Origin of the sequence: uncultured Empedobacter sp. (assembly GCF_937930195.1) — a bacterium.
GTDB classification, from domain to species: Bacteria; Bacteroidota; Bacteroidia; order Flavobacteriales; family Weeksellaceae; genus Empedobacter; species Empedobacter stercoris.
Genome location: NZ_CALGVK010000164.1, coordinates 1 through 20,378, shown reverse-complemented (window position 1 = coordinate 20,378; position 20,378 = coordinate 1). Strand labels below are relative to the sequence as shown.

Annotated in this window: 20 protein-coding genes; 8 read left to right on the top strand and 12 right to left on the bottom strand. The window is 32.1% G+C overall.

Annotated features, from left to right (window positions below; all coding sequences use genetic code 11):
• Positions 1 to 48 precede the first annotated feature (48 nt).
• Positions 49 to 2,574 (bottom strand): ATP-dependent Clp protease ATP-binding subunit, encoded by a 2,526-nt coding sequence (locus Q0616_RS09460; protein ID WP_298776733.1) that lies wholly within the window; start codon positions 2,572 to 2,574, stop codon positions 49 to 51.
• A gap of 119 nt (positions 2,575 to 2,693) precedes the next feature.
• On the bottom strand, positions 2,694 to 3,344 hold the full coding sequence (locus tag Q0616_RS09455; RefSeq protein WP_260542188.1) for an NRDE family protein: 651 nt from the start codon (positions 3,342 to 3,344) through the stop codon (positions 2,694 to 2,696).
• 50 nt (positions 3,345 to 3,394) lie between these two features.
• Here Q0616_RS09455 and Q0616_RS09450 point away from each other — a divergent pair, with 50 nt between their 5' ends.
• The 3 genes from Q0616_RS09450 to Q0616_RS09440 all read left to right on the top strand — a co-directional run bounded on the left by Q0616_RS09450 (position 3,395) and on the right by Q0616_RS09440 (position 5,716).
• Complete coding sequence (locus Q0616_RS09450) at positions 3,395 to 3,892, top strand: hypothetical protein (protein ID WP_171623235.1); 498 nt, start codon at positions 3,395 to 3,397, stop codon at positions 3,890 to 3,892.
• A complete protein-coding gene (locus Q0616_RS09445) occupies positions 3,889 to 4,869 on the top strand; it encodes a D-alanine--D-alanine ligase (protein WP_298776724.1) in 981 nt (326 codons plus the stop codon). The genes Q0616_RS09450 and Q0616_RS09445 overlap by 4 nt, the downstream gene beginning before the upstream one ends.
• A 73-nt stretch (positions 4,870 to 4,942) precedes the next feature.
• Positions 4,943 to 5,716 (top strand): rhomboid family intramembrane serine protease, encoded by a 774-nt coding sequence (locus Q0616_RS09440; protein WP_298776722.1) that lies wholly within the window; start codon positions 4,943 to 4,945, stop codon positions 5,714 to 5,716.
• A gap of 34 nt (positions 5,717 to 5,750) precedes the next feature.
• Here the strand turns inward: Q0616_RS09440 and Q0616_RS09435 are convergent, their stop codons facing one another.
• Both Q0616_RS09435 and obgE read right to left on the bottom strand, forming a co-directional pair.
• The gene (locus tag Q0616_RS09435) at positions 5,751 to 6,071 is read right to left on the bottom strand and encodes a YbaB/EbfC family nucleoid-associated protein (RefSeq protein WP_038333099.1); all 321 of its coding nucleotides are present in this window, start codon (positions 6,069 to 6,071) and stop codon (positions 5,751 to 5,753) included.
• Between the two features lie 22 nt (positions 6,072 to 6,093).
• Positions 6,094 to 7,080 (bottom strand): GTPase ObgE, encoded by a 987-nt coding sequence (gene obgE, locus Q0616_RS09430; RefSeq protein WP_171623232.1) that lies wholly within the window; start codon positions 7,078 to 7,080, stop codon positions 6,094 to 6,096.
• Positions 7,081 to 7,217: 137 nt separating this feature from the next.
• On the opposite strand from obgE, the gene Q0616_RS09425 reads away from it, so the two are divergent.
• The gene (locus Q0616_RS09425) at positions 7,218 to 8,249 is read left to right on the top strand and encodes a quinone-dependent dihydroorotate dehydrogenase (RefSeq protein ID WP_171623231.1); all 1,032 of its coding nucleotides are present in this window, start codon (positions 7,218 to 7,220) and stop codon (positions 8,247 to 8,249) included.
• 91 nt (positions 8,250 to 8,340) lie between these two features.
• Here Q0616_RS09425 and Q0616_RS09420 read toward each other — a convergent pair whose 3' ends face one another.
• From Q0616_RS09420 to kdsA, 4 genes are all read right to left on the bottom strand, one after another.
• Positions 8,341 to 8,919, bottom strand: a complete 579-nt coding sequence (locus Q0616_RS09420; RefSeq protein WP_171623230.1) for an adenylate kinase — start codon at positions 8,917 to 8,919, stop codon at positions 8,341 to 8,343.
• A gap of 5 nt (positions 8,920 to 8,924) precedes the next feature.
• Positions 8,925 to 9,461, bottom strand: a complete 537-nt coding sequence (gene hpt / locus Q0616_RS09415; protein WP_171623229.1) for a hypoxanthine phosphoribosyltransferase — start codon at positions 9,459 to 9,461, stop codon at positions 8,925 to 8,927.
• A 60-nt stretch (positions 9,462 to 9,521) separates the two neighbouring features.
• On the bottom strand, positions 9,522 to 10,883 hold the full coding sequence (hemN, locus tag Q0616_RS09410; protein WP_298776716.1) for an oxygen-independent coproporphyrinogen III oxidase: 1,362 nt from the start codon (positions 10,881 to 10,883) through the stop codon (positions 9,522 to 9,524).
• Positions 10,884 to 10,957: 74 nt separating this feature from the next.
• Complete coding sequence (gene kdsA / locus Q0616_RS09405) at positions 10,958 to 11,767, bottom strand: 3-deoxy-8-phosphooctulonate synthase (RefSeq protein WP_171623227.1); 810 nt, start codon at positions 11,765 to 11,767, stop codon at positions 10,958 to 10,960.
• Positions 11,768 to 11,843: 76 nt separating this feature from the next.
• Between kdsA and Q0616_RS09400 the strand changes: the two genes are divergently transcribed.
• Positions 11,844 to 12,077, top strand: coding sequence for a uroporphyrinogen decarboxylase (locus tag Q0616_RS09400; protein WP_188319124.1), 234 nt, complete (start codon positions 11,844 to 11,846; stop codon positions 12,075 to 12,077).
• Positions 12,078 to 12,095: 18 nt separating this feature from the next.
• A complete protein-coding gene (locus Q0616_RS09395) occupies positions 12,096 to 13,214 on the top strand; it encodes a glycosyltransferase (protein WP_298776707.1) in 1,119 nt (372 codons plus the stop codon).
• Between the two features lie 15 nt (positions 13,215 to 13,229).
• Here Q0616_RS09395 and Q0616_RS09390 read toward each other — a convergent pair whose 3' ends face one another.
• The 4 genes from Q0616_RS09390 to rpmH form a co-directional block, all read right to left on the bottom strand.
• Positions 13,230 to 14,051 carry a 2OG-Fe(II) oxygenase gene (locus tag Q0616_RS09390; RefSeq protein ID WP_286484363.1) on the bottom strand — a complete coding sequence of 274 codons (822 nt, stop codon included), beginning with the start codon at positions 14,049 to 14,051 and terminating at the stop codon, positions 13,230 to 13,232.
• Between the two features lie 24 nt (positions 14,052 to 14,075).
• Positions 14,076 to 15,191 carry a hypothetical protein gene (locus Q0616_RS09385; RefSeq protein ID WP_298776705.1) on the bottom strand — a complete coding sequence of 372 codons (1,116 nt, stop codon included), beginning with the start codon at positions 15,189 to 15,191 and terminating at the stop codon, positions 14,076 to 14,078.
• Positions 15,192 to 15,269: 78 nt separating this feature from the next.
• Positions 15,270 to 15,962 (bottom strand): ATP-binding cassette domain-containing protein, encoded by a 693-nt coding sequence (locus Q0616_RS09380; protein WP_171623222.1) that lies wholly within the window; start codon positions 15,960 to 15,962, stop codon positions 15,270 to 15,272.
• An 82-nt stretch (positions 15,963 to 16,044) separates the two neighbouring features.
• On the bottom strand, positions 16,045 to 16,203 hold the full coding sequence (gene rpmH, locus Q0616_RS09375) for a 50S ribosomal protein L34 (RefSeq protein WP_019974979.1): 159 nt from the start codon (positions 16,201 to 16,203) through the stop codon (positions 16,045 to 16,047).
• 363 nt (positions 16,204 to 16,566) lie between these two features.
• Here rpmH and gyrA point away from each other — a divergent pair, with 363 nt between their 5' ends.
• The gene (gene gyrA, locus Q0616_RS09370; RefSeq protein WP_298776702.1) at positions 16,567 to 19,140 is read left to right on the top strand and encodes a DNA gyrase subunit A; all 2,574 of its coding nucleotides are present in this window, start codon (positions 16,567 to 16,569) and stop codon (positions 19,138 to 19,140) included.
• Between the two features lie 3 nt (positions 19,141 to 19,143).
• Complete coding sequence (locus Q0616_RS09365; protein ID WP_298776699.1) at positions 19,144 to 20,340, top strand: tetratricopeptide repeat protein; 1,197 nt, start codon at positions 19,144 to 19,146, stop codon at positions 20,338 to 20,340.
• The last annotated feature ends 38 nt before the right edge of the window (positions 20,341 to 20,378 follow it).

Here is a 20,378-nt window from a genome sequence, read left to right as displayed (position 1 = left end):
AGGCTTAAACAAAAATGTTTAAGCCTTTCTTTTATAGAAACTTAGAAATTATTCTGATTTTTCTTCTTTCGTTTTTCCTTTTACAGAAATTTTAACACCATCTTTTGCTTCATTCAAGTCAAGGATTAATTGATCACCTTCACTTATTACCGCATTGATAATCTCCTCTGCCATCGGATCTTCAATATATTTCTGAATAGCACGTTTCAATGGACGAGCACCGTAATCTTTATCAAAACCTTTGTCAGCAATAAAATTTTTCGCTTCTTCAGTTAATTCGATATGATAATCTAATGCTGTCAGACGCTCAATTAAACTTGCTAACTCAATATCAATAATCTTCATGATATTTTCTTTTGTTAATGAATTAAAGAAAATAATATCATCAATACGATTTAAGAATTCTGGAGCAAAAGCACGTTTTAATGCTGTTTCAATTGTTGATTTTGCACGTTCATCTGCAGAATCTTTCTTCGATGAAGTTCCAAATCCAACGCCATCACCAAAATCTTTTAATTGTCTTGTACCAATGTTAGATGTTAAAATGATAATCGTATTACGGAAATCAACTTTACGACCTAAACTATCTGTTACATGACCATCATCCAAAATTTGTAATAAGATATTGAATACATCAGGATGCGCTTTTTCGATCTCATCAAGCAAAATTACTGCATATGGTTTACGACGCACTGCTTCTGTCAACTGACCACCTTCTTCGTAGCCAACATAGCCCGGAGGTGCTCCTACTAAGCGAGAAACCGCAAATTTCTCCATGTATTCTGACATATCGATACGAATTAAAGCATCATTAGAATCAAAGATTTCCTTCGCCAAAACTTTCGCTAATTGTGTTTTACCAACACCTGTTGTACCTAAGAAAATGAATGAACCTATTGGTTTGTTCGGATCTTTTAATCCTGCACGATTACGTTGAATTGCTTTCACAACTTTCGTTACCGCTTCATCTTGTCCAATTACTTTTCCTTTCATTAACTCATTCATTTGAGCTAATTTTTTCAATTCTTTTTCAGCAACACGATGAACAGGAACTCCTGACATCAACGAAACTACTTCCGCTACATTTTCCTCTGTAACCGTTTCGCGATTCTCTTTTGATTCTTGCATCCATTTTGCTTGTTCACGTTTCAAATCGCTTTCTAATTGCTTTTCTGAGTCACGTAAACGAGCTGCTTCTTCGTATTTCTGAGATTTCACAACTTTCGTTTTTTCTTCACGAACCTCTTCTAATTTTGCTTCAAGATCTAAAATTTCTTGTGGAACTTTTATATTCTTGATATGAACGCGAGAACCAGCTTCATCTAAAGCATCAATCGCTTTATCTGGCAAGAAACGATCTGTGATATAACGTGTTGTCAAATTAACACACGCTTGCAACGCTTCATCTGTATAATTTACATTATGATGCGCTTCGTACTTATCTTTGATGTTCTGTAAAATCTGTAATGTTTCTTCAGGCGTTGTTGGCTCTACCATCACATTTTGAAAACGACGAACTAATGCGCCATCTTTTTCGATGTACTGACGATATTCATCCAACGTTGTTGCACCAATACATTGTAATTCTCCACGAGCTAATGCTGGTTTAAACATGTTAGAAGCATCCAAAGAACCTGTTGCTCCTCCTGCTCCAACTATCGTATGTAATTCATCAATGAAAAGAATAATGTCATCATTTTTCTCTAATTCATTCATGATGGCTTTCATCCTTTCTTCAAATTGCCCACGGTATTTAGTTCCAGCAACTAACGAAGCTAAATCTAATGTAACTACACGTTTGTTGAACAAAACGCGCGAAACTTTACGTTGTACAATTCGTAAGGCTAAACCTTCTGCGATTGCAGATTTACCAACACCTGGTTCTCCAATTAACAATGGATTATTCTTTTTGCGACGAGAAAGAATTTGAGAAACACGTTCTATTTCTTTTTCACGCCCAACAACAGGATCCAATTTTCCTTCTTGTGCTATCGCTGTTAAATCTCGTCCGAAATTATCTAAAACAGGTGTTTTACTTTTCGAAGTTGATTTACTTTTAGACGCACGTTCAAAATCGCTATCAGAATCCCCTCCATCAAAAGATGGATTTTCTGCACGAGGAGATTGAATTTCCTCATCTTGAAATTGAAATTTGAATTCTTCCTTTACTGTATTGTAATCAATATCTAACCTATTCATTAACTTGGTAATCGGATCGTTTTCATTACGAAGGATACACAATAATAAGTGAATTGTATTTACAGTCGGACTTTTAAACAATTTTGCTTCTAAGAATGTGGTTTTCAACGCTCTTTCGGCTTGTTTTGTCAAACTCAAATTTTTTATATTATTAACCGGAGTTTCTTTAGCTGGGTTTAGGTTTTCTATTTTTTGACGCATTTCGTCTAAATCAACATTTAATGCTTCTAAGACAGAAATGGCTTTCCCTTCACCGTCGCGAATAATCCCCAACAGAAGGTGTTCCGTTCCTATTTGGTCGTGGCCTAATCTCAACGCTTCTTCCTTACTGTAAGAAATAACGTCTTTTACTTGTTGTGAGAAATTATCGTTCATTTTATTATTTAAGCTGTCTTTAACAAATATAATTATTCTGGTAGACTATAGCATAAATTATGCCTATGTCCGAAATGATTTGATGAATCCCTAAAATAGGGAATTATTGTCTATTAATTTCAAAATAGCTGACAATATTTCATATCAATTCTTAATGAATTCATAAAAATTTGAGAAATAGATGTAGTCGCTAAGAAATCGTATAAATCGCCTTTATTCATCTTTAATTGATCATGTAAATCAATTATTTCTTCTGAAGAAAGTGTAGAATTTGATTGTATAATTTGATCAATTTCATTTCTTCTTTCAGGACTGTATAAAGTAGACGAACACCATGTTACAATTTTTTCTTGTGAAACGTCTTTTACACTCAATTCATTTTCATTCCAAAACAAAAGGTAAGCATTTTTAGTTGTTCTTTCAAAAACAAAAATGGTAAAAGGTGCGATTTCTGACAAATTTTCCGAATTAACAAACTCTTTTACAGTATTATACTTCAACAAATCTAATAAAATAATTCCTCTACTTTCTCTGTATTGCTCTTTAAGATGTAATGGTTTTTCGATTCCACCATTCAAAATACAAGCAACATATTGCTCCGAATAGAACATCCAAGTACCTTTTGCTCGTTCATCAACAGGCGAAAAATAGGTTTTTCCGAAACGTATTTGTTCTACAATTTCATTTGAAGAAGATCGACTAATTTCTTCGTCTCGGTTGTGGGTCAACACAAATTCATCATCATTTCTATAAAAACTGACTATACACATCTCATTTTTCAATTTAGTTCAAATGTAAAAATTTATCTTTGCAAAGAATTATGAGTATTCAGAAAACTATATCGCATTCTTTTGATGAAATGAAATCAATTCTTTTGCAATTTGACGATACGTCTTTTCAACAAGAATTAAAAATTATTTCAAACGCTTCTGTTGGTCAACATTTTCGTCATATTATTGAGTTTTACTCTTGTTTGCTACAAGCTCAGGAAAATCGTTGTATTTCTTATGATGATCGACAACGTAATCATTCGTTAGAAAATTCTGTTGTTGAAAGTTTGACGACTTTAAATCATTTAAAAACTAAAATTGAAGCTTTAGATTTAGACATAACTATTCAACTCAAACAGAATTATTATGGTGAACATTTTATGATTAATACCACAAATTATCGTGAAATAATGTATTGTTTTGATCATAGTATTCATCATTTTGCATTGATTAAAATCGCCATTGAAACTCATTTTCCCACATTTAAAATTCCACAAAATTTTGGAATTGCTTCTTCAACAATTGCTTTTCAAAATCAAGAAAAATGAAACCAAATATTGCGAAATGGACACAATACGAATTTTGGCCATTCTGGCTATTCTATGGACCATTAACACCTTGGTATATTTATAAAATTTTTCAGGCAGGTGCACCAGCTTACTTTTGTTCCGTAAATCCAAAAATGAAATGGGGCGGATTTATCGATTATTCGAAAATAGATTTATTGAATCAAATTGAAGAAGATTACAAACCAAAAACTGTTTTTTTTGAGGAATTTACAACACAAAAACTTCCGTTTAATTTTCCTTTTATTGCCAAACCAAATCTTGGTGAACGTGGAATTGGAGTCGAATTAATTCGAAATAATTTTGACTGGAATCATTATTTAAAACAAAATAATCGTGATTTAATTTTACAAGAATATATTCAATCAAATTTTGAATTTGGTGTATTTTACGTTCGATTACCAAAAGAAAAAAATGGTAAAATACTTTCGATTACAGCAAAAGATTTTTTAACATTTACAGGCGATGGAAAGTCGACGTTAAAAGAATTAATCGATCAAAATTTAAGAGCATTTTACCGAAAAGATTATTTAACTAAACGCTATCAAAACGAGTTAAATTCTATTCTTGCAAAAGGTGAACAATTATTAGTAGAGCCTATTGGTAATCATAGTCGTGGAACTACATTTTTGGATGGATCATATTTAAAAACGATAAAATTAGAAGAAACCATTGATCAAATCGCTCAAAAAATTGATGGATTTTATTATGGGCGAATTGATTTGAAAGCAAAAAGTTTAGAAGATTTTCAAAACGGAAATTTTGTCATACTCGAAGTTAATGGAGCTAATTCGGAAGCAACACACATCTACGATCCTTCATTCAACCTCATAAAAGCTTATAAAGAAGTGATTAAGCATTTAGATTATCAACATAACATTGCTATACAAAATCATCAATTAGGTGTAAAATGGACGGATTGGAAATTGCTTGCAAAAGAATTAATCAAACGATTTTAATCATAATTTAACCAATTTTGGCAGTATTTCTCGAAAGGAATAAAGATTGAAAGCAACATCCGAAACCATTTATATGAGGTATCCCTTTCCAAAGAAAACAATTATAATCCCGTTATTATTACTTATCCCCATGTGGATTATCTTTCTATTTCAACAAAATGGATACAGCTTTGATGGTTGTTATGGTGTTATTCCTCGAACTTTTGTAGGCTTGAAAGGTATTTTATTTTCACCATTTTTCCATTCGGGATGGAAACACATTATTAGCAATACTTTTCCATTGGCATTTCTAAGCTTTATCGCCTTGTTAATGTATGATAGATTGGCCTATTACGTTATTTTCTTTGGTTGGATTTTATCAGGAACAATCTTATGGATTATTGGAAATCCCTCATTTTTAGATGATAACGTAAGTTGTCATATTGGTGCAAGTTCTATTGTTTATTTATTGGCTTCGTTTATCTTTTTTAGTGGTATTATCCGAAAAGAACGTGGTTTGATGGCAATATCATTAATTATTATTTTATTATATGGTGGAATGATTTGGGGGATGGTTCCGCAAGAAATTTTACCTCAACTAAAAACAGATACAAGTAGTAATTCTATCTCATGGGAAGGTCATTTGAGCGGATTTATTTCAGGTGCGTTTTTCGCCTATTTATTTCGAAAAATTGGTCCACAAAAAGAAGTTCCGAAATGGGATCAAGAAAATTATTATGACCCACAAGCCGAGCATTTATGGGAAGTTTACCAAGAACAAGAACGTTTGAGAGCAGAATATTTAGAATCTTTGAATGAAGAAGATGAAAATCCAAATTATTACATAAAACAAAACCCTGAAAATTAATTTTCAGGGTTTTTATCTTGTAATCAATCTCTTTTTAGAAAGGCATTCCAGGAATGTTTGGTAAGTTTTCTTGAGCAGTTTTCTTCGCTCTATCGATTGCTTCTGTTTTTACTTGCTCTAACGCTTTGTTTAACGTCATTACTAATAAATCCTCAATCTCTTCTTTCTCCATTCCTTCAGCAAGTTCAATATCTTTTACTGTTGCCAATTTAGACATGGTAATTTTTACTTTTCCGTCGTTAGAAGTAGTTGTAAAAATTTCTCCGTCTAATTCATTCTTTAAATCAGAAAATTTATCTTTAAATGAATTGATTTTTCCCATCATTCCCATGATGTCTCCAAAATTTCCAAACATTTTTTTTATCTTTAATAATTAATTATTCATGTAATTTTTTCCACAATAAATCTTTCAATTCTGTAATTCCTTTTCCAGAAACTGACGAAATAAATATTGTTTCGATATCAGTTGGTAATTGTGCTCTAATTTCAGCTTCCAATTCATCATCTAACATATCTGATTTAGAGATAGCTAAAACACGTCCTTTATCTAATAATTCTGGATTAAATTTTTTCAATTCATTCAACAGAATTTCATATTCTTTTTTATAATCTTCTGCATCCGCAGGAATCAAAAACAAGAGATTCGAATTACGCTCGATATGACGTAAGAAGCGATGTCCAAGTCCCTTTCCTTCTGCTGCTCCTTCGATAATCCCAGGAATATCTGCCATAATAAATGACTGGTGATTACGATAATCAACAATCCCTAAGTTAGGTGTTAAAGTTGTAAATGCGTAATCTGCAATTTTAGGTTTTGCAGCCGAGACAGCCGATAACAAAGTCGATTTACCAGCATTTGGAAAACCTACTAATCCAATATCAGCTAAAATTTTCAACTCCAATGTAACATAAAGTTCATCTCCTTCTATACCTGGTTGTGCATAACGAGGTGTTTGACGTGTTGCAGAACGGAAATGCCAGTTTCCTAAACCTCCTTTTCCTCCTTTTGCAATAATTAATTTTTGTCCATTTTCTGTTACTTCGCCAATAATATTTCCTTCTTCATCTCTGGCAATTGTTCCAATCGGAACTTCCAAAATAATATCTTCACCATCAGCACCAGTTGAACGAGATTTACCTCCTCGACCACCATTTTGCGCACGGAAATGTTTTTTAAATCGAAATTCTAACAATGTCCAAAGATTTGAGTTTCCTACAAGTGTGATGTTTCCTCCACGTCCACCATCTCCACCATCTGGTCCTCCTTTGTCAATATATTTTTCGCGATGCAAACTTGCTGAACCCGCACCTCCATGTCCGGCTCTACAATTTATTTTTACGTAGTCAACAAAATTTGATTGCATATTTTCTCTCTTTTAATTAGTCTGCAAAAGTACGATTTCTAATTTGTTTATTAAAATCTAATTGTTAAGTTTCAAAATATTGTAAAACTGATGAATAGTTGAGTTGAATATTTATCGGATATGTTTAATTTTGCAGCATGTACAAACAAGTCAAGCAAATTCTATTTCAATTACAGCCTGAAGATGCGCATCATTTTGTTATGCGTAACCTAAAAAATTATGTTGCATTTCCTGGTGTTGGAAAACTATTAGATAAATTTTATCAATTCAATCATCCAAGTTTAGAACGTGAAGTTTTTGGAATCAAGTTCAAAAATCCAATTGGTTTAGCTGCAGGTTTTGATAAAAATGCTGAATACATCGAAGAATTGAACCACTTCGGATTTGGTTTTATCGAAATTGGGACCGTTACACCAAAACCTCAACCCGGAAACGAAGCTCCTCGAATGTTTCGTTTAGTTGAAGATGAAGCAATTATTAATCGAATGGGATTTAATAATAAAGGTGTTGACTATGCTGTTAAAAAAATAAAAGAATTACCTCATCGCGAGCGTTATATCATTGGTGGAAATATTGGTAAAAATAAAGTCACTCCAAACGAAGATGCGGTTGATGATTATGTGAAATGCTTCAATGCTTTGTTTGATTATGTTGATTACTTTGTCGTGAACGTAAGTTCGCCAAACACACCAGGATTACGGGATTTACAAGAAAAAGAACCCTTATTGTACATCTTAAAATATTTGCAACAATACAATCACCAACACGAAATACCAAAGCCTATTTTACTTAAAATCGCTCCTGATTTGACCAATTCTCAATTAGACGATATTATTGAAATCGTGTTAGAATCTAAAATTGCTGGAGTTATAGCTACTAATACAACCATTTCAAGAGAAGGATTAAATTCTGATCCAGAGATTGTAAAAGAAACAGGCGGCGTTTCAGGAAAACCACTTAAAAAGCGTTCGACAGAAGTCATTCGTTATCTTTCAGAAAAATCGAACAAAGCCTTTCCTATTATTGGTGTTGGCGGTATTCATACAGCCGAAGATGCAAAAGAAAAGTTGGAAGCTGGTGCAAGTTTATTACAGGTTTACACAGGTTTTATTTACGAAGGTCCTGCTGTTGTAAAGAATATTTGCAAAGGATTGGTTGAAGATAAATAACTCGTACAAAGTTTGACTAAATAAATTAAACTTGATAATAAAAAAAGGATTCTCAATCAAGAATCCTTTTTATTTCTATATAAAGTTGTTCTTACAAAACTTCTTTAATTGCTGCGTTTAACTTTTCAGTAATATCTTCAATAGAACCTACTCCATCAATCTCAACCCATTTTCCTTGTGCTTTGTAGTGTTCAGCTACAATTGCAGTTTTTTGATAATACTCAGTAATACGATCACGAATTATTTTTTCGTCTACATCATCTGCACGTCCAGATGTTTTTCCGCGCTCTAATAAACGTTCTACTAAAATTTCGTCATCGACAACTAATGCCAATGTAATCGAAACTTCGTTGTTATATTTATCAGCAAGGATTTTATCTAAAGCCTCTGCTTGAGACGTAGTACGTGGATATCCATCAAAAATATATCCTTGTTCATTTGGATTATTGTCTAAATGATCAACCAACATATTTGTTGTCACCTCGTCTGGAACTAACTGCCCCTTGTCCATGTAAGATTTTACAAGTGCACCTAATTCTGTTTCATTTTTTAAGTTGAAACGGAACAAGTCTCCTGTAGAAATTTGAGGAGTTTGGTATTTTTCTTCTAAAAATTTAGCTTGTGTTCCTTTACCACTGCCAGGAGGTCCGAACAATACAATGTTTAGCATGTTGTTTAATGTTTTATTTGATAAATATCTGGTAAATTTCTTCCTAATCCGTCAAAATCTAATCCATAACCTACTACAAATTTGTCAGGAATAGAAATTCCTACTAAATCTACTTTCAACTCTTTTTTGTAAGCATCTGGTTTAAATAATAAAGTAGCTACTTTCAAAGATTTCACCTTTTTCTCTTTCAAGATACGGTGCAATTCTACTAACGTATTACCTGTATCTACAATATCTTCTAAAATAATTACATGACGTCCTTCAACACTCATCGGAATATCCATCTCAATTTGAACTTTTCCTGTTGATTCTGTTCCTTCGTAAGATTTTAACTTCAAGAAAGAAATCTCACATTCTCCTTGATATTGTTTTAAGAAATCGCTAAAGAACATGACAACTCCGTTTAAAACTCCGACAAAAATCGGCCTTTCGTCTTTGTATTCTTCATAAACTTCGTTTGCCATATTTTTGATGGCGTGTTCTATTTCTTCAAATGCGATGTACGGAATAAATTTTTTACCGTGAATTTCTATTTCTTTCATTGTTTGAGATATTCAAATATATACTTTTTTTGATAAAGTTTAAAACATTTATCTATTTTATTAGATTGTCATTGAGAAAATACGTGTTTCAGGCTCGTTATCTATCATTCTCTTATCGAATGTCATACATAAATTTCGAACAAATGGACGTCCTTGTTCTTTCACGATTAAACCATTTTCTACAAATTCAATCAAATTATCGTCTACCATGCCTTGTAACATCGTTTTAATTCGCTCTACATCATCAAATCTCATACTTTCATCAGCCCAAGAAGTTTCTAAATTACACATTAAATTTAGAATATGACGACGCATAATTAAATCTTCTTCTGATAAAATATGACCTTTGAAAACGGATAATTCTCCGTTATGGATTGATTTTTCGTACTCTTCTACTGTTTTTTCATTTTGTGCGAAACTATACCAAGAATCGCTAATAGAAGAAACTCCTAAGCCTACCATTAATTGTGTTTTCGAAGAAGAATATCCCATAAAATTACGGTGTAATGTATGCTCCTTCATTGATTGATACATCGAATCGTGTTCTAATGCAAAGTGATCCATTCCTATTTCGAAATAATTCATTTCTTCGAACATTTTTTTTCCTTCTTCGTACAAAGCACGTTTCAATTCTGGCGTAGGTAAATCTTCTTCATGAAAACCACGTTGTCCAACTCCTTTTATCCATGGTACATGTGCATAACTATAAAAAGAAATACGATCTGGATTAAGTTGTTTTGTCAAATTAATTGTCTCTAACATTCCTTCCATTGTTTGATGAGGAAGCCCAAAAATCAAATCGTGAGAAATCGATGAAAAACCAATTTTACGCGCTTCTTCTGTTGCTCTTTTCACATTTTCGAAAGGTTGAACACGATTAATCGCTTTCTGAACTTTAAGATCATAGTCTTGTACACCATACGAAATACGTCTAAAGCCTAAATCGTATAATACTTGTAAATGTTCTTTTGTTGTGTTATTCGGATGTCCTTCTAAACTAAATTCGTGTCCTTCGGCAGCATCCGCATATTCAAAAATACCATCAATTAATTTCTTCAAATTTTCTGAAGAGAAAAAAGTTGGTGTTCCTCCTCCTAAATGAATTTCCTTAATTTTTGGTCGAGATGAAAATAAATCTACATACAATTTCCATTCTTTCAAAACTGTATCAATATAAGGAATTTCTACCGAATGTTGTTTAGTAATACGTTTGTTACATGCACAAAATGTACACAAAGACTCACAATAAGGTAAGTGAATATAAATTGATATTCCTTCTTCTGCATTACTTTCATCAAAAGATCGTTGGAAAGTTTCCACCCATCCTTGTTTTGTAAATCCATTATTGTCCCAAAATGGAACTGTAGGATAACTTGTGTAACGAGGTCCTGGAATATTGTATTTTTGGATTAAATTATTCATATCTAAAAAATTAAAAATACTTAATCAAGTTGATTAAGTATTATTTAATATTATTGAATTCTAAAAAAAAAAAATTAAAGAATTGCTTGACGAACTCTAACTAATTTCGTTAATAATCCTTCTAACAAATCTAATTGTAACATATTTGCTCCGTCGCTTTTTGCATTTTTAGGATCTTGATGCGTTTCGATAAAAATTCCGTCAGCACCTACAGCAATTCCAGCTTTTGCAATCGTTTCGATTAACTCTGGTTTTCCTCCTGTAACACCCGAAGCTTGATTTGGTTGTTGTAATGAATGCGTGATATCTAAAATAACTGGCGCATAGTTTTGCATCACAGGAATTCCACGATAATCCACCACTAAATCACCATAACCTAACATTGTTCCTCGTTCGATTATAGCTACATTATTGTTACCTGAATCTGTCACTTTTTCAACAGGAAATTTCATTGCTTCTGGCGAAAGAAACTGTCCTTTTTTCAGCGTAACATGCTTCCCTGTTTTTGCTGCAGCAACAACTAAGTCCGTTTGACGAACCAAAAAAGCAGGAATTTGTAAAACATCTACATAAGCTGCAGCCATTTCTGCATGAAAAGGTTCATGAATATCCGTTGTTGTAGGAACATCAAATGTTTCGCCTACTTTTTGAATAATCTTCAATGCTTTTTCATCTCCAATTCCTGTAAAACTATCAATACGAGAACGGTTTGCTTTTCTGAAAGATCCTTTAAAAACATAAGGAATCTCTAATTTATCAGTAATGTTAATTACTTTTTCAGCAATTCTCAAAGCCATATCCTCATTCTCGATGGCACATGGACCAGCAAGTAAAAAGAAATTTGGCGAATCTTTGTGTTTTATCTTTGATAAAGTTTCTATCATTGTGCAAATTTACACAAAGTTATCGACTTATTTTTCATAATTTTGCCTATACTTTATCATTCTTATTTATCATTTTATGGATTTTTTATCTAATATTGGTATAGCTGATATTTTTGGCTATTTAGCTTCAGTCTTTATTGTACTAGCATTCTTTTTTTCAAAAATCACAACCATTCGTATTATCAATGCAATAGGGTGTATATGTTTTGTAATTTATGCTGCAATGATTAAGGCTTGGCCAGTTCTTATTCCGAATGCGTTATTATTTTTAGTACAGGCTTATTATATTGCTTTTAAACCTGGAAAATAACCTTTAAAAACCACAACATTGAAAATTCTTTCTGCAGTATTAAATAATATTGAAACGGATCAACGATTAGATAAAGTTTGTCATTCTTTATTGAAATTTGGATATGATGTAGAATTAATTGGCGCAACATTAAAAGGAAAGCCAAATTTGAATAAACCATACAAAACGCATTTGATTGAGATGAATAATCAATCAACGATGAAAATGTATGCCGAATTTAATTGGAAATTATTTTTTACTTTATTAAAAAAAACAGATAAAAAGACCATTTTATTAGCAAATGATTTGGACAGTTTATTCCCTTTTTACTTGGTCAGCAAAATCAAAAATAGACCTTTAGTTTTTGATAGTCATGAGATTTTCTCAGAGTTACCATCACTTCAGAATCGTCCAAAAACAAAAAAAATATGGAAAACTTTAGAACAATTCTTACTTCCAAAAATCAATCATTTTTACACCGTTAGTGATGGATATGCTAATTGGTTTCATAAAGAATATGGCGCTAATCCGGTTGTGATTAGAAATGTTCCCAATCGAACAAAACTGAATGATAAACAAGATTTTATTTTCTTTCGCTTACCCGAAAATCCAACGAATGACAAAATTTTAATGTATCAAGGAGCAATCAATATGAGTCGAGGAATCGATAAAATGATTGAAGCATTTAAGTATGTCGAAAATTGTCAATTTTGGATTGCTGGAGAAGGTCCAAAAAAAGCAGAATACGAGCAATTGGTAAAAAATTTAAACCTTACAAATCGCATTCATTTTTTAGGAAATATCCCCCCAAAAACTTTAAAAACCATAACACCTTTAGCTGATGTAGGAATGAGTTTGGAAGAAGATTTAGGTTTAAGCTATCGCTATGCTCTACCGAATAAACTATTTGACTTTATTCAAGCAAGAGTTCCTATTTTAGCGACAAATTTACCAGAGATAAAAAAAATGGTAGAAGAATACAACGTAGGTAAAGTGATTATAAACCATGAACCAAAACATTTGGCCGAAACAGCACAAGAGATCTTAAACGAAGGAAAACGAAGTTACCAAGAAAATCTTGCAAAAGCTGCAAAAGAACTTTGTTGGGAAAACGAAGAAATAAAACTTAAAGCAATTTTTGAACAAATAAAAAAATAGGTTAATCTCCTTAACCTATTCTTTTTCTTTTTTATATACATGCGGATTTTCGACTACTCCTTTCTTAAAAACCTTTCTAACCCCCATTCTCAACGCATTATCAACTTGTAAAACTTGATCCAACACTTTTTGTTCAGGACGCCCTCTAAAAGATGTAACATGAAACGAATCTGTTTCTCTTAAAGGTTCTTTCGAAAAATAATAATTCGACACACATTTTCTAAACCCTTCATATTTTATTGGTGAAACCGAATGCAACGATTCATTATGCGTCGCCATTACAGCTAATCGATTGAATTTACTAAAAATTGTAATCTGCTCATTCTTCAATCCATTTGGCCAAATTTCTAAATTTCCTCCATACTCTTCTCTCCAATCTGGTGTCACATAATACAATAAATTTAATACGCGCCATAATTCTCTTTTTGCATCATGAGAATTATCTAAATGTGGTTGTAAAAATTGTTTATTTCCCATCATCGACAATCCGCCAGCATACAAAGAAGAATCTGGAATAGGTTGCTTTATATCACATATTTCTGCAATCAAACTCACAATTCTTTCGTCTTGAAAAGCATAAATAATCTCTTCCAAAATAGGATGATATTGGTTCATTTGAACAGCGATATATTTATCTTCTTTCAAACTTTTTTTCAAAACCATTTCATCTTTAGAAGGAAAGTTTTCATTAATTTCCAATGCTAAATCTTTTGGCAATAAATCATCTATCCAAAAATATCCAATTTTATTTTTAGAAGTATGATATTGCTGTTTTATAGTGTCTTTTTGGTCTTTAATTTTTTGTAAAATTAAATCTGCAAAATTTTCTCTGCGCATATTCGTTGTTAATTGTATTTAAATTTAAGAAAAAATTTCGTTTAAAATATTTTTTGCATTCATTCTGTCATTTAAATAAGTTTCTAAAATAGATTTGTAAGTTTCTGAAGCAATAAATGGTTTATTTTTCAATAAATTAATTTGTTCAATAAGCTCCTTTTTATTCTTAACTTCAATACATAATTGACGAATATGATCGTCATCTATCACATTGTCATTAATAATAGAATATCGACTATTAAATAATGCATTTACAACTTTCAATTTCGTTCCAGACTGCTGAAAAGACCAACTAATATTCATTTGAGCATTTTTAAACAACGTTAACAGATGTTTAAAATCTTCTAAGTAAATAAATTTAATATTCTTTCTACCAACTATTTTATCTTCAACCCATGCTTGTTTAGAACTTGAAGCGATGATTAAAGGATAATCTATATCGTTAAAAACATCAATCAAAAATTCTACAGCTCTACGGTTATCTGCTGCTCTTAAATCCCCATGATACAAGGCATAATGACCACAACCTTTTAAATTAAAAAAGGTATTATTCCCATGAAAAACAGGTATAAATTTACCTTTAGAAAACGTTTGATATATATAATCTTGTTCATAATTAGACAACGTGAAAATTTGATCAAAATGACTCATAATCGGCTCATATTTAATGTACTTTTTAGCTTCTAAGTAATACATCACTCTCTTAAGAATATTTGTTTCACTTAAAGCTAAACCTTCAAAATAATTTTGCTCAATATTATGTAATCTTAAATATTTTTTTTGATTTGATAAATTAAATTTTCGAATAATATCTGTCGTTTTAAGGCTTTCAAAAAAAATTGGTGCGTCAATTTTGGTTATATTTTCAAATAATTTATTTCCATTTCTTGAACAAACTGAAAATGGAGATTTATTAAAAACCAAAAAAGGATTTTGCTTGATAGGATAATAGTAGACTTTTTCAGCATACTTTTCTAAACCACTCTCTTTATTTTCTTTAAATCCAAAAACATGTAAATACACTTTTACCCCTAATTGATGAAAAGCCTGTAATTTAAAAAACACATCAATCACTCCACCATAACTTGGAGGAAAAGGTGTGTCCATGCTTACAAAATGTAATGGTTTATCTCTAAACATTTTATTAGTTTAATATATAAAAAAAAGAGTCTACAACTAAGTAAACTCTTTCTTTAAAATTATATTGTATATAAATTTTTATTCTGTGATTGCTTCAGTAACCTCAAATAATTTTCCGTCTTCACAACGTACTTTACGAGCAGGATAACGACGAATAATTTCGTAATCATGTGTAGCCATTAAAACTGCACAATTATTTTGTTTTGACACAGATAACAACAAATCCATTATGTCATTTGAAGTTTCTGGATCTAAGTTTCCTGTCGGCTCATCAGCTAAAATCAATTCTGGATGATTCAACAAAGCACGAGCAATAGAAACACGCTGCTGCTCACCACCTGAAAGACGGAATGGCATCATTTTCTTTTTAGACAACATACCTACTGCATCTAAAACCTCATCGATACGTTTATCAATTGTCGCTTTATCTTTCCAACCTGTAGCCTTCAAAACAAAGATTAAATTTTGTTCAACTGTACGGTCTGTTAATAATTGGAAATCCTGAAAGACAATCCCTAAATGCCTTCTAAGGTCTGGAATTTTACTTGTTTTTAATGATTTCAAATCCATTCCAACCACAGCTCCTTGCCCTGATTGTAGTGGTAAATCACCATAAAGTACTTTTAACAAACTACTTTTTCCACTTCCCGTTTTCCCGATTAGATAAACAAATTCACCTTCGTTTAGTGTAAAATTAACGTCCGATAATACTAAATGATTTCTTTGATATATAGATGATTGACTTAACTCAATTACATTTTTAGCTTCCATACTTATTACAGTCTTTAAAACAAATGTAAAAAAAAAGCTTGAAAGAACGACCTTCAAGCTTATTTTTTATGAATTGTAGCGATTATCTTTTAGCTCTTACTTCACTAACAGTTAATGCTTTTCTTCCTTTCTTTCTACGAGCAGCTAATACTTTGCGCCCGTTTTTAGAAGCCATACGCTCACGGAATCCGTGTTTGTTTCTTTTTTTTCTGTTACTTGGTTGAAATGTTCTCTTACTCATCTTTACTAAGTTTCTAATCCATTACTCGAATGGGTTGCAAATATACAGTTAATATTATTAATTCAAAAATCAAAATGATAGAAAATTACAAAAAAGCTGAATTAATAGTAAACCGCGTTCCGTTCTACACTTTGTAATTTTCGAAGTGCAAATATAAAAACATTTTTTTGTTAAGCAAGAGAAAATTAAAACAATAACAATTAAAACTTATCAACATTTTGTTTCACTTAATCAAATCAACCAATTTTCGGAACGATGTAAAATGAATCCTTAAAAGTTTCATAAAACATCAAATATCTTGTTTTTATCAGTCTTTTTTTTGCTTAAAATTCGTATATTAGCCACCTTATATAACAAAACAATATGACTGAAGGAGAAAGACTAATCCCAATTAACATTGAGGATGAAATGAAATCCGCTTACATCGATTATTCGATGTCGGTAATCGTATCTCGTGCGCTTCCGGATGTGCGTGATGGTTTAAAACCTGTACATCGTAGAGTATTATTCGGAATGTATGAATTAGGTGTTTTTTCTAATCGTTCTTACAAAAAGTCGGCACGTATTGTAGGGGAAGTTTTAGGTAAATTTCACCCACATGGCGACAGTTCTGTTTACGACACTATGGTACGTATGGCACAACCTTGGTCTTTGCGTTACTTATTAGTTGACGGACAAGGTAACTACGGTTCTGTAGATGGTGATCCACCCGCTGCAATGCGTTATACTGAAGCAAGACTTCAAAAAATATCAGACGAATTATTAGCTGATTTAGATAAAGAAACAGTTGATTTTCAACTAAACTTCGACGATACAATCCAAGAACCTACGGTTTTACCAACACGTGTTCCTAACCTATTAGTGAATGGTGCATCTGGTATTGCAGTTGGTATGGCTACAAATATGGCTCCGCACAACTTAACAGAAGTTATTGACGGAACTATCGCTTATATTGATAATCGTGAAATTACAATTGACGAATTAACACAATATATCAAAGCACCAGACTTCCCAACTGGAGGTACTATTTATGGTTACGACGGAGTAAAACAAGCCTTCGAAACTGGACGTGGACGTGTTGTTTTACGTGCAAAAACTAATTTCGAAGAAGTACATGGGCGCGATTGTATTATCGTAACAGAAATTCCTTACCAAGTTAACAAAGCAGACATGATTGCAAAAACTGCTGAGTTGGTAAAAGACGGTAAATTAGATGGTATTTCTGAGATTCGTGACGAATCTGACCGTAAAGGTATGCGTATCGTTTATGTCTTAAAAATGGACGCAGTTCCTAACGTAGTTTTAAATAAATTATTTAAATTCACTCAATTACAATCATCTTTCAGTGTAAACAATATTGCCTTGGTAAATGGAAGACCAGAGCAATTGAACTTGAAAGATATGATTTATCATTTCGTAGAACACCGTCACGAAGTTGTTATTCGTCGTACTGAATACGAATTAAGAAAAGCACAAGAAAGAGCACACATCTTAGAAGGTTACATGAAAGTAATCGGAACACAAGATGATTTGGACCGTGCAATTAAAATTATTCGCGAATCTGCAACACCAGAGGATGCTCGTACAGGATTAATGGAAGCTTTTGAGTTATCAGAAATTCAGGCACGTGCCATCTTAGATTTACGTTTACGTACATTAACTGGTCTTGAGATTGATAAGATTCGTGAAGAGTACGAAGAAATCATGAAAATGATTAATCACTTAAAAGATATTTTAGCAAACGAAGATTTACGAATGCAAATTATCAAAGACGAACTATTAGAGGTTCGTAAAAAATATGGTGATGAACGTCGTACAGAAATCAATTATGCAGGTGGTGATTTAAATATAGAAGATTTAATTCCTGATGAACAAGTTGTTTTAACAATTTCTCACATGGGTTATATCAAACGTACACCACTTTCAGAATACCGCAAACAATCTCGCGGAGGAGTTGGTAACAGAGCTGCTACAACTCGTGACGAAGATTTCTTAGAATATATGGTTTCAGCATCTAATCACCAATACATGTTATTCTTTACAGAAAAAGGTAAATGTTTTTGGATGCGTGTATATGAAATTCCAGAAGGTTCTAAAACATCTAAAGGTAGAGCTATACAAAACTTAATCAACATCGAACCAGATGACAAAGTAAAAGCCTACATCTTAACACACGACTTAATGAACGAAGAATACGTAAATAATAATTACGTAATTATGGTAACTAAAAATGGTATCATCAAGAAAACATCTTTAGAAGCTTATTCTCGTCCACGTACAAATGGTATTAACGCAATTACAGTTCGTGAAGGTGATACATTATTAGAAGCATTATTAACAGATGGTAAATCTCAAATTATGATCGCTTCTAAATATGGTAAAGCAATTCGTTTCGAAGATGAAAAAGTTCGTCCAATGGGTCGTACTGCTTCAGGTGTTCGTGGAATCAACTTAGGTGATCAACCTGATAATGAAGTTGTCGGAATGATTGTTGTAACTGATGTAGAAAAAGAGACTGTATTAGTCGTTTCTGAACAAGGTTATGGAAAACGCTCATCTATAGAAGATTACCGCGAAACAAATCGTGGTGGAAAAGGTGTCACAACTTTAAATATCACTGACAAAACAGGTAAATTAATCGCAATTGAAGCGGTTACAGATGAAGATGATTTAATGATTATTAATAAATCTGGAGTCGCAATTAGAACAGGTTTAGATGAAATACGTGTAATGGGTCGTGCAACGCAAGGTGTTCGATTGATTAACTTGAAAAAGAACGATGAAATTGCAGCTATTGCAAAAGTGCAAGTTGAAGAAGAATTGGAAGACGAAATGGAAGTTGATGAAGAAGGAAATCCAATTATTGTAGAAAATACAAACGAAAACAACGAAACTCAAGCGAGTGAAACACCTGCTGAGGATCCAAATAAAGAATAATCAATGAAAAAATTATTATTTAGTTTAGGTTTAGTTTTAGCAATGTCAACATCATTTGCTCAAACAAACTCAGAAGAATTAACAACAGAACCTACAGTTTTAGCTGAAAAATACAATAAATTAGCAAAAGAAAACTTAGCAAAAGGTGACGTTACAAAAGCAAGTCAAGATTTAGCAAAATTATCTAAATACGAAAACGGCAAAGTTTGGCAAGTCAAAAATAAAGACACTAAAAAAGATGAGTTTTACTATTCTCAAGCTGATTTAGATAAAGCAACTGCAGCTGGTAATTATGCAAAAGCAAAAGAAGTTGCATTACAACCAAAATATGGTTTCTTATTGCAATCAGAAGTTTCTACTTTAGCGAACAAAGAATTAGACGCTGCTAACAAAGCAATGGATGCTAAACAATACACAGAAGCAGGAACAAAATTCTTGAACGTTTATAATTTAGTTGAAGCTTTAGGTACAAAAGAAGATATATATAAATACCAAGCTGCAATCTGTTTTTACAATGCAAATGATTATGACAAATCATTAACAATTTTGAAAGAATTAGCTGCAAAAGGATTCACAGGTAAATCGGCTAATCAAACAAAAGATTACAACCGTGATATGTATATTTTAGCTCTTAATGGTTTATACAATGCAAAAAAACACGATGCAATTGTAGAAGAAGCTATTGATAAATACCCTACTGATGCTGACATCAACACCATTGCGACTGCAATCTACCAAGTATCTGGAAATTCTGACAAAATGTTAAAACGTATCGAAGAAGCGATTAAAATTAATCCAAATGATGCGCAAAACTATTACAACTTAGGCGTTTTATATTTAGATGATAAATCTAAAACAGAAGAGGCTAAAAAAATGTTCCAAAAATCGATTGAGTTAAACCCAAAACATTTCGAATCTTATAACAATTTAGTGTTAGCTATTTTACAAGCAGACAAAGAAATTGTTGAAGCGATGAACAACAATTTAGGAACATCAAAAAAAGAGAAGGAAATTTACAATGCAAACGAAACAAAACGTAAAGCTTTGTTTACAGAAGCAGTTCCTTATCTTGAAAAAATGTACGAAATTCAACCAGAAAATCGTTTGGTTATTCGTAACTTAATTCAAGCATACAAAACATTAGGAAACGATCAGAAAGAAACTTTCTATCGTGAAGCTGAGAAAAAAACTTTAAAATAATTCTCACAATTATATAACAATAAAAAAGGACTTCAAAT

Bases quoted from the DNA above. Each gene is read 5' to 3' on its own strand.
- Q0616_RS09400 (WP_188319124.1), top strand. From the start codon at position 11,844: ATGGATTTTTTATCTAATATTGGTATAGCTGATATTTTTGGCTATTTA.
- Q0616_RS09425 (WP_171623231.1), top strand. From the start codon at position 7,218: ATGTACAAACAAGTCAAGCAAATTCTATTTCAATTACAGCCTGAAGAT.
- Q0616_RS09455 (WP_260542188.1), bottom strand. From the start codon at position 3,344: ATGTGTATAGTCAGTTTTTATAGAAATGATGATGAATTTGTGTTGACC.
- kdsA (WP_171623227.1), bottom strand. From the start codon at position 11,767: ATGATAGAAACTTTATCAAAGATAAAACACAAAGATTCGCCAAATTTC.
- Q0616_RS09435 (WP_038333099.1), bottom strand. From the start codon at position 6,071: ATGTTTGGAAATTTTGGAGACATCATGGGAATGATGGGAAAAATCAAT.
- hemN (WP_298776716.1), bottom strand. From the start codon at position 10,883: ATGAATAATTTAATCCAAAAATACAATATTCCAGGACCTCGTTACACA.
- hpt (WP_171623229.1), bottom strand. From the start codon at position 9,461: ATGAAAGAAATAGAAATTCACGGTAAAAAATTTATTCCGTACATCGCA.
- Q0616_RS09460 (WP_298776733.1), bottom strand. From the start codon at position 2,574: ATGAACGATAATTTCTCACAACAAGTAAAAGACGTTATTTCTTACAGT.
- obgE (WP_171623232.1), bottom strand. From the start codon at position 7,080: ATGCAATCAAATTTTGTTGACTACGTAAAAATAAATTGTAGAGCCGGA.
- Q0616_RS09445 (WP_298776724.1), top strand. From the start codon at position 3,889: ATGAAACCAAATATTGCGAAATGGACACAATACGAATTTTGGCCATTC.
- Q0616_RS09390 (WP_286484363.1), bottom strand. From the start codon at position 14,051: ATGCGCAGAGAAAATTTTGCAGATTTAATTTTACAAAAAATTAAAGAC.
- gyrA (WP_298776702.1), top strand. From the start codon at position 16,567: ATGACTGAAGGAGAAAGACTAATCCCAATTAACATTGAGGATGAAATG.
- rpmH (WP_019974979.1), bottom strand. From the start codon at position 16,203: ATGAGTAAGAGAACATTTCAACCAAGTAACAGAAAAAAAAGAAACAAA.
- Q0616_RS09450 (WP_171623235.1), top strand. From the start codon at position 3,395: ATGAGTATTCAGAAAACTATATCGCATTCTTTTGATGAAATGAAATCA.
- Q0616_RS09365 (WP_298776699.1), top strand. From the start codon at position 19,144: ATGAAAAAATTATTATTTAGTTTAGGTTTAGTTTTAGCAATGTCAACA.
- Q0616_RS09420 (WP_171623230.1), bottom strand. From the start codon at position 8,919: ATGCTAAACATTGTATTGTTCGGACCTCCTGGCAGTGGTAAAGGAACA.
- Q0616_RS09440 (WP_298776722.1), top strand. From the start codon at position 4,943: ATGAGGTATCCCTTTCCAAAGAAAACAATTATAATCCCGTTATTATTA.
- Q0616_RS09380 (WP_171623222.1), bottom strand. From the start codon at position 15,962: ATGGAAGCTAAAAATGTAATTGAGTTAAGTCAATCATCTATATATCAA.
- Q0616_RS09385 (WP_298776705.1), bottom strand. From the start codon at position 15,191: ATGTTTAGAGATAAACCATTACATTTTGTAAGCATGGACACACCTTTT.